The 8,825-nt window shown below is 72.5% G+C and carries 8 protein-coding genes; 7 read left to right on the forward strand and 1 reads right to left on the reverse strand.

Going from position 1 to position 8,825, the window contains the following annotated elements; genetic code table 11:
* Together ACXAHD_RS29740 and arfB are read left to right on the forward strand one after the other, a co-directional pair.
* Positions 1-707: S1C family serine protease (locus ACXAHD_RS29740; protein WP_475054798.1), on the forward strand; the 707-nt coding region annotated here is incomplete at its 5' end.
* 46 nt (positions 708-753) lie between these two features.
* The gene (arfB, locus tag ACXAHD_RS29745; protein WP_281555491.1) at positions 754-1,182 is read left to right on the forward strand and encodes an alternative ribosome rescue aminoacyl-tRNA hydrolase ArfB; all 429 of its coding nucleotides are present in this window, start codon (positions 754-756) and stop codon (positions 1,180-1,182) included.
* Positions 1,183-1,216: 34 nt separating this feature from the next.
* Here the strand turns inward: arfB and ACXAHD_RS29750 are convergent, their stop codons facing one another.
* A complete protein-coding gene (locus ACXAHD_RS29750) occupies positions 1,217-2,764 on the reverse strand; it encodes a S8 family serine peptidase (RefSeq protein WP_281553824.1) in 1,548 nt (515 codons plus the stop codon).
* Between the two features lie 326 nt (positions 2,765-3,090).
* Between ACXAHD_RS29750 and ACXAHD_RS29755 the strand changes: the two genes are divergently transcribed.
* The 5 genes from ACXAHD_RS29755 (at position 3,091) to ACXAHD_RS29775 (ending at position 8,619) form a co-directional block, all read left to right on the forward strand.
* Positions 3,091-6,522 (forward strand): diguanylate cyclase, encoded by a 3,432-nt coding sequence (locus tag ACXAHD_RS29755; RefSeq protein WP_475054801.1) that lies wholly within the window; start codon positions 3,091-3,093, stop codon positions 6,520-6,522.
* On the forward strand, positions 6,519-7,013 hold the full coding sequence (locus ACXAHD_RS29760) for a hypothetical protein (RefSeq protein ID WP_289212446.1): 495 nt from the start codon (positions 6,519-6,521) through the stop codon (positions 7,011-7,013). The genes ACXAHD_RS29755 and ACXAHD_RS29760 overlap by 4 nt, the downstream gene beginning before the upstream one ends.
* A 24-nt stretch (positions 7,014-7,037) precedes the next feature.
* Positions 7,038-7,967, forward strand: coding sequence for a 3-methyladenine DNA glycosylase (locus ACXAHD_RS29765; protein ID WP_475054803.1), 930 nt, complete (start codon positions 7,038-7,040; stop codon positions 7,965-7,967).
* 193 nt (positions 7,968-8,160) lie between these two features.
* Positions 8,161-8,349: a thiazolylpeptide-type bacteriocin gene (locus ACXAHD_RS29770; RefSeq protein WP_281553827.1), complete on the forward strand. Its 189-nt coding sequence runs from the start codon at positions 8,161-8,163 to the stop codon at positions 8,347-8,349.
* Between the two features lie 81 nt (positions 8,350-8,430).
* Positions 8,431-8,619, forward strand: a complete 189-nt coding sequence (locus tag ACXAHD_RS29775) for a thiazolylpeptide-type bacteriocin (protein WP_281553828.1) — start codon at positions 8,431-8,433, stop codon at positions 8,617-8,619.
* Positions 8,620-8,825: the final 206 nt, after the last annotated feature.

Here is an 8,825-nt window from a genome sequence, read left to right on the forward strand (position 1 = left end):
CGGTGGTCGCCGGCCGGGGCGGCGACGCGGGACAGCCGGCGGCGCTGCCGTCGCCGTCGGCCACCCCCGGGGTGTCGCCGGACCTGGTGGCGGCGGCGGCCAAGGTGCTGCCCGGTGTGGTGTCGGTCCAGGTCGAGCGGGGCAGCATGATATCCGGCGGGTCCGGCTTCGCGATCGACGACCAGCATCACATCATCACCAACGACCACATCCTGGACGGCGACAGCGAACCGGGGACTCCGCTCAACGGCCACCAGGTCAGCGTCGTCGCCCAGGACGGTAGGCGGCTCGTCGCCGAGGTGGTCGGCCGGGACCCGGACAGCGACATCGCGGTGCTGCGGGTGCCGTCGTCCGCCGGTCTTCGTCCGCTGGCCCTGGCCCAGCCCGGCGCCACCCAGGTCGGAGAGTCGGTCCTGGCGGTCGGCTCCCCGCTCGGCCTGTCCGGCACGGTCACCGCCGGGATTGTCAGCGCCCTGGACCGTGAGGTGATGCTCGGCAACGGCGGGCGGCAGACCGCGGTGCAGACCGACGCGTCGATCAATCCCGGCAACTCGGGCGGGCCGCTGGTCAACGTCGACGGCGAGGTGATCGGGGTGAACACCGCCATCGCCACGTTGGAGGGTGTCGGGTCGATCGGCATCGGCTTCGCCATCCCGATCCACCGGGCCGAGCAGACGGCCGACGAGATCATCCGGCGGGGCGGCTGACCACCGCCCAGGTGGTCGGCGCCGAGGGCGGCGGTACTGTCGGATGATGGCGGCAGGCGAGATGCGGGTCACCGACTCGGTGGTGATCCCGGCGGGCGAGTTGACCGAGCGGTTCTCCCGTTCGTCCGGACCCGGCGGCCAGGGTGTCAACACGGCGGACTCGCGGGTCGAGCTGTCGTTCGACGTCGCCGGCTCGACCGCGCTGCCGTCGTGGCTGCGCCAGCGGGCGGTGCAGCGGCTGGCCAGTCGGTTGGTCGGCGGGGTGTTGACGGTCACCGCCAGCGAGCACCGCAACCAGTTGGCGAACCGGGCCGCGGCCCGGGACCGGTTGTCCGCGCTGCTGCGGGAGGCGATCGCGCCGCCGGCGCCGCCGCGGCGGCCGACCCGGCCGTCCCGGGCGGCGAAGGAACGGCGGATCAGCGACAAGAAACGCCGGGCGCAGACGAAGCGTCTGCGCCGCGGCGATCCTGACTGACCCGGTACGCGGCCTGGTCAGCTATTCGGCCCGGTCAGCACCAGCAGGCGTTGGCCCAGCTGTCGGTGGACCAGAAGTGCGAGCCCCAGTCGCCCGGCGTCCACGATCCGGTGGACCAGAAGTGGCTCGACCAGGCGGGGTCCACCCAGGACCCAGAGCCGTCCCAGGACGGCGAGGTCCAGGCCGCGCCGCCCCAGGTGCGACTGGCCCAGGAGGTGCCGGTCCAGCCGTCCGCGGCCATCCGGTGGCCCAGCCAGACGCCGCCGGACCAGGCGGTCCGGGCCGCGGACTGGCTGGCCCAGGCCGGGCTGCTGAACGGGCCGAAGATGCTCTGCTCGCCCTGCAGCGTCACGTTGTTGCGGGCCACCCGGCTGGTGCCCCGGGACGCGTCGATCGGGCCGTGTCCGTCGGACCTTGTCCACTGCTGCGGCTGCCACACCGGGGTGTAGGTCAGCGCCGTCTGCAGGTTGATGCTGCGCAGACCGAGGTTCGCGCCCCCGCCGGTGGGCAGGAAGGTGCCGCTCTCCACCAGCACCTGCTTGACCTCGTCCGGGGTCAGCCACGGCTTGGCTTGGAGCAGCAGCGCGGCGACGGCCGAGGTGACCGCGACCGCCTGCGAGGTGCCGGTGCCCCGGAACAGGGTGCTGCCGACCCGGGCACCGGGGTAGTGGTTGTCGACGTTGGAGCCCGGGTTACGCAGCGACAGCACCGATTCGCCGGGAGCCAGCAGATCCAGTTGCCGGCCGGCGGTGGCGAGGTTGGTGAACGGCGCGAGTTCGTCGTCGGCGGTGGTCAGCGTGCCCTTGGTCAGACTGGCGCCGACCGTGACGACGTACGGGTTGGTCGCTGGATTGTCCAGCCGGCCGAACCCGTTGCCGTCGTTGCCGGCGGCCGCCACGACCACGATCCCGGCGTGCCACGCCTGTTCGACGGCGAAGTGCAGCGGATCGGTCCAGAAGGCTGGGTTGCCGGCGGAGCCGTACGCCAGGTTCAGTACCCGGATCGGATGGGTGGGGTCGTGGTCGCGGTTGGTGACGACCCAGTCGACCGCCGCGATGACCTGTGAGACGTCGACCGCGCCGTTGGCCGTACCGACCTTGACCGAGGTCAGTTTCGCCTTCGGTGCCAGCCCGCGTGCGCCGCTGGTCGGATCGTCGCCGATCAGTACACCGGCGAGGTGGGTGCCGTGTCCGTAGGTGTCGAGCCAGCGCAGATTTGTCGCCTGCGACTCGAAGGACAGGTCCGGGCCGTTGACCAGCCGGTTCGCCGGCAGGCCGGGGACCGGTACCACCCCGGTGTCGATCATCGCGATGCCGATCCCGGTGCCGTCCAGTGCCGCCGTCGCCGGGGTGTCCGCGCCGACGATGCTCCGGACGTCGGCCAGTGAGGTGCCCTGGCCGATGCCGGGGGAGCCGTTCCACAGGCTGGCGAAGTCCCCGGCCGGTGCGGTGCCCGGCCGCGTCGCGGGCACGTCGTCCGGCCGCGTCGCCGACCCGCCGGCCACGGCGGCGGCGAGCACCACGACCGTCGACAGTGCAGCGATTTGTTTTCGGTATCCGCGCCGTTGGTGTACAGCGCTCATCGTCGGCACCGGTGCGATCCTCCTGGCGAATAACAAGATCATGGCTACCGGAGAGTCGATCCGATAAGGACGCGTTCCCGGTACCACGGTGGACATGTTACGTAGCAGAAACCTCTCGGCTGAGAACGAACATCCCCCTATCGTGCAGGACGTGCGTCGGGCCGGTGGACTCCCATGCCCGGTGACCGACGGATAGCATCCAATTCGGTGGTGCCGTAGTGGAGGCACCGTTAACCACGCCGACACGCCCGTCGGCCCACCAGGTCGCGGCAGGCGGGTCCGGTGACCGGCACGCCGGTGGTGACGAGGGCGGTGAGAAGTACGACGTGGCGGCGACCGATCCGGTCACGGGAGCCCGTCCGCGCGCGTCCCTTGATCCATTCCTCAGACGCCAGTTGGGTCGGGCGGGGCATCCCTGCGGGGTGTTCCTGTTCGATGTCGACTTCTTCAAGACGGTCAACGACGTCTACGGCCACCTACGCGGTGACCGGGTGCTGCGCCAGCTCGCCGAGCGGGTACGCGCCACCTGCCGGCCGCAGGACGTGCTGTTCCGCTACGGCGGCGACGAATTCGTCGTGGTGCTACCGCAGACCGACCGCACCGAGGCGGTCCGGCTCGCCCTGCGGCTGACCGAACGGATCCGCAGTACCGAGTTTTCCGGAGACCCGCCGCTGCACCTGACGGTCAGCCTCGGGGTGGCGAGCGCACCTGCGGACGGCACCACCGCCGAACACCTGCTGGACCACGCTGACCGGCGCAACTATCTCGCCAAACGGCGAGGGCGGGACAGCGCCGTCGCCGATGACGTGGAGATCACCGACGGGAGCGGCTCCCGGCTGTGGGAGCGCGACGAGGCGCTGCGCCGTACCCACGAGTTCCTGACCCGGCTGCAGGTGACCGGCCGCGGCGCGGCCCGGGTGCACGGGCAGCGGGGTGCCGGGCACACCCGTTTCCTCGTCGAGACCGCCCGGCTGGCCGCGTTGCGCGGGTTCGCCGTGGTCACGGTGCCGCCCGAACCGGAGCCGCTGCCGCTGCCGGTCTTCGCCAACCAGGTGGTGCTGATCGCCGACCTCGCCGCCGTCGACCGGGTCCCACACCTGCTGCGGGTCTGGTCCCGTCCGCGGCTGCTGCCCGCCGTGCTCGGGCTGGTGCAGGCCAGCACCGAGACGGCCGGCCCGGCCGGGCCCGCCGGTGCCGGCGAGCCGGTCTCGGTGACCGGTCCCGGACCGCTGCCCGGTGTCGGTCCGTCCGGTGTGCACCTGCCAGAGCTGGAGCAGATCGAGCTCGCCCCGTGGTCGCCGGCGACGACTCGGATCTGGTTGCGGACCGCGCTGCGCGGCGAGCCCAGCCGGACCCTGGTGAACTGGTTCGTCCGGCAGACCGGCGGGCTGCCGGCCGCCGCCGACCGGGAACTCGACCGGGTACGTGCCCGCCGTGGCCTGGTCGGTTCCGGCACCGGCGGCTGGACGTTGAGCCCGGACCTGCTCGGCCGGCCACGGCGGCGGGTGCGGCTGCCGGCCCCGCTGACCCCGCTGGTCGGCCGGGACCGCGACGTCGCCCGGATCGACGCGCTGCTGGCGACCAGCCGGCTGGTCACGCTCGTCGGCGCCGGCGGGATCGGCAAGACCCGGCTGTCGCTGTCGGTGGCCGCCGGTCTCGCGGCCCGGTTCGACGACGGGGTGTGCTTCGTGGCGCTGGCCGCCTGCCGCACCGCGACGGAGGTGCTCACCGCGGTCGCCGCCGCGCTGGACGTGCCGGTTCGCGCCGGGCAGGCGGTGCTGGACGCGGTGGTCAACCACACCGCGGACACCGAGTTGCTGCTGGTGCTGGACAACCTGGAGCAGGCGTTGGCCGCCGGACCGCCGTTGGGCCAGCTGCTGGCCGCCGCCGGGCGCGTTCGGGTGCTGGCCACCAGCCGGGAGCCGTTGGGGATCTACGGCGAACAGGTCTACCGGGTGCTGCCGCTGCCGCTGCCCCGCCTCGACGACCTGCCGCGCGGGGCGTCGGCCGCCGCCCGCGCGGTGGCGCAGCATCCGGCGATCGCCCTGTTCGACCAGCTCGCCCGAGCTGCCGACGCGGATTTCCGGCTGACCGCTGACGCGCTGCCGGCGGTGGCGGAGCTGTGCCGGCGGCTGGACGGACTGCCGCTGGCGATCGAACTGGCCGCCGCGCGTACCGACCAGTTGAGCCCGGCGGTGGTGCTGGACCGGCTCGGCCCGCATCTGGATCCGCTCGGTCCCGGGCCACGCGACCGGCCGGCCCGCCAGCGGACCCTGCATGGCACGGTCGACTGGAGTTTCGGCCTGCTGGAGCCGGCGCACCAGGACGTGTTCACCGCGACCGCCGTCTTCACCGCCGAGCCGACGGCGGCAGCCGTGGCCGCCGTCGCCGGGCTGGGGTCTGCGGCCACGGCGGGGTCTGCGGCCGTCGACCGGGTCGCCGAAGCGTTGGAGGCGTTGGTCCGCAAGAGCCTGGTGGTGGCGGTGACCAGGCGGTCCGGCACCCGCCGGTACGCGATGCTGAACACCATCCAGGCCCGGGCCCGCCAGCTGTGCACCACCGGGCAGCGGGCCCGGCAACTGCGCAACCATCTGGCGTACTGCGCCGGGCTGGCGGACCGGGCGGCCGCCGGGATGGTCGGGCCGGAGCAGAGCCGCTGGGCGGACGAGATCGACCACGACTACCCGGACCTGCGGGCCGCGCTGGAGTACGCGCTCGCCGCCGACGACCTGGCCACCGCGACCCGGCTGTGCCTGGGGCTGTGGCGGTACTGGCGCAACGGCAACCAGATCCGCGACGGCCGCCAGTGGCTCGACCGGCTGCTTTCCGCCCCCGCCGGGCTGGCCGTGGAGCACCGTCGCCAACTGCTCTATCCGGCGGCGGTGCTGGCCGCCACCCAGGACGACACCGCCACCGCCGCCCGGCTCGGCGAGGAGTGCCTGCGCCTCACCGAGCAGGCCGGCGACGCCGAGGGCGCCGCGCAGGCCCGCAACATCCTCGGCGTCGCGGCGATGCTGGCCGGCCGCTACGGCGAGGCCGGCGAACACTTCCGGTACGGACTGGAGGTGTGGCGCGAGCTCGGGGCGAAGCCCGGCATGGCGATCGCGCTCGGCAACCTCGCCAAGGTCTGCCTGCGGACCGGCGACATCGCCGACGCCGACTGGCACATCAACCAGTGCCTGGCGCTGGAGCGGGAGGCCGGCAACAGTCGCGGCGTGCTGCTCGGTTTGACCTGTCTGGCCGAGATCCTGCTGGCCCGGCCGGATCCGGCCGGCGCGGCAGCCGTGGCCCGGGAAGCACACGACCTGGCCACCGGGCTGGGGGACCTGTTCGGCGAGGCGGTCGCGCTGCACCATCTCGGGCAGTGCGAGCTGGCCGGCGGGGACCGGCCGGCCGCGCTGCGGTTGTTCGTCGCCGCCCTGGAACGGCGGTTCGAGCTGGGCGACCGGGCGGACCTGTCCACCTCGTTGGAGACGGTGGCCGAGGTGACCGTCGACGACGACCCGGCCCTGGCGGTACGGATTCTCGCCGCGGTCGACTCGTTGCGCTACCGGTTCGGTCTGGTCGCACCGGTGGCGGTGCAGCAGCGGCGGGACGCCGCCCTTGACGCCGCGCGGCGCGCGTTGACCCCTGACGCGTTCGACGCCGCCTGGTGCACGGGTGTGGCCACCCCGCTGGACCTGGTCGTCGACCAGGCACTGGACTGCGCACCGGAGGGACCCCGGGACCCGGCCACGGTGCTAGGGTCCCGGGGGTGATCGAAGCAGCTGTCCACCTTGCCGCCCAACCCCGTCTCGACACCCTGGTCACCGAGTGGCGTTCCGAGGCGCAGCGGCTGCGTACCGACTATGCCGGCACCGCGTGGCTCGGTGACCGCCCGGCGGACGACACCGGCCTGGCCGGCCCCGACTACACCCGCCGCAGCGTGGACGCGCAGCTGTTCCTGCCGGACACCCACTGGTACGCCGTCGATGCCCTGGATGACGTGGAAATTCAGGTGACGGGCGGGCTGGTGCAGGTGGCCGCCACCGCCCGGCAGACCCAGGGGCTGGTCGGCGCGCTCGCCGCGCCGACGGTCGACTTCTTCGAGCACCCCGACGGCGAGCCCGGTGTCGGGCTCTGCCTGTCCCTGAGCGGTGAGATCTGGTCCAACCTGGGGCTGTCCTACCGGGTGAGCGTGCTCTGCCGGCCGGACGCGGTGCTGCGGTCCGGCGCGCGGCTCGACGACGAGCCGGCCGACGAGGCCTGACCGGATCGGACCTGGCGGGCCGGCCTGACCGGGCCGGCCTACCCTGGTCGGGTGGTGACCGACACCCTGCTCGACCGGGTTACCTGGACCCGGCGCCGCGACGCGCACGCCGAGCGCGTCGACCGGCTGGTGGGCGCACACCTGGAACGCCGCCGCCGGGGCGAGCCACATCCGGTCGCCGACTTCCTGTTCACCTACTACGCGTACCGGCCGGCGCAGCTGCGTCGCTGGCATCCGGGGGCGGGGGTGCGGCTCGCCGACACCGAGCCGACGCGGTGGGGCCGGGACTACCGGACGGTTCCGAGCGGCGACGGGGTGGCGGTCACCGTGGACACCGCCGGGCTGTTGGCCCGGCGCGGCGAGTTCGTCACCTGGGTACGGGACCTGCTGGCCCGGACCGCGGCCCGGCCGGCGCACCTGGGCTGCTTCGGCCTGCATGAGTGGGCGATGGTCTACCGGCAGCCCGCCGACGAGGTCCGCCACCACCGGTGGCCGCTGCGGATGAGTCCGGCCGGCCTCGCCGAGTTCGTCGACGGCCAGCGGATCCGGTGCAGCCATTTCGACGCGTACCGATTCTTCACCCCGGCGGCCCGGCCGCTGAACCTGTTTTCCCCGCAGCGCTCCGACCAGGCCGACTTCGAACAACCGGGCTGCCTGCATGCCAACATGGATCTGTACAAGTGGTCCTTTCGGTTGAGTCCGCTGGTGCCCGGCGAGTTGGTGGTGGACTGCTTCGAGTTGGCCCGTGACATCCGGGACCTGGACATGCGGGCCAGTCCGTACGACCTGCGGGAGCTGGGCTATCCCCCGGTGCGGATCGAGACCGCGGCAGGTCGGGCCGAGTACGCGACGATGCAGCGGGATTTCGCCGAGCGGGCCGCAGTACTGCGGAACCGCCTGTTGCGGTGTATCGCCCGATTCGATGGGTTTGGTCAGTCGGATCAGCTGAGCTGACATTTCCGACTCACCCTCAGCTTTCTGCGCCAATCGTGGCCACCTGCTGAGCGCTGCCCTAATTCAGTCAGCTCCAATGATTGACCGGACCTAGACGTTCAACTAATCTCAAGCGCAGCAACAAGCTAGAACGTCAGGTGGAAGCCAAGGAGCGGCCCAGCGAACGGCTCCCGGGCCGACAAGGAGGTGCGCGATGTTGGCGGAACTGTCGACGTCCTGGGGTGCCACCCAGGACTACGACCTGGACATCGACGTGGACGGGCTGGACCTCGGGCCACTCACCGTCACCGCGATGCGGGACTCGGTGGCGTTGCCGGAGACCGGCGCCTCCTCGGCCGGTGACGGCGGTCGCGCCTCCTGCTCCTGCTGCTACGTCACCTGATCCACCGGCGCCACCGTCGGCGCCGGTCACCGACGTCCTCGCCGACCGTGCGGGGCGAACCTCTCCCGAAAGGTGCATCACATGTCCGACGAGATCATCGACGTCGAAGACCTCGAGCTGGACGAGCTGTCGGTCAGCTCCATCCGCGACTCGGCCGCGCTGCCCGAGACCGGTGCCTCCTCCGGCTCGTCGAGCTGCAGCTCCAGCTCCTGCTGCGGCGCCAGCTCGTGCTGCGCCTCCTGCGCCGAGATCGAGCAGCCCGCGCTCTGACACCAGCGACCGCCCCGACCGAGGGCACCACCGGCAGTGTCAGGGATTGCCGGTAGCCGAGGCCGGGCGAATCACGTCAGTTCGATCGAGCGGAGGGGGGGGGGGGGGGGCCCCCCCCCCCCCCCCCCCCCCAAAAGGGGTATTGGGAAGCTTTTCCCCTCCCTACAAGTTTTCCCAAAAACCCAGGAAAACGGGTGCGTTTCTCA

The sequence above is a fragment of the Micromonospora sp. ABR4_055 genome, assembly GCF_056160425.1.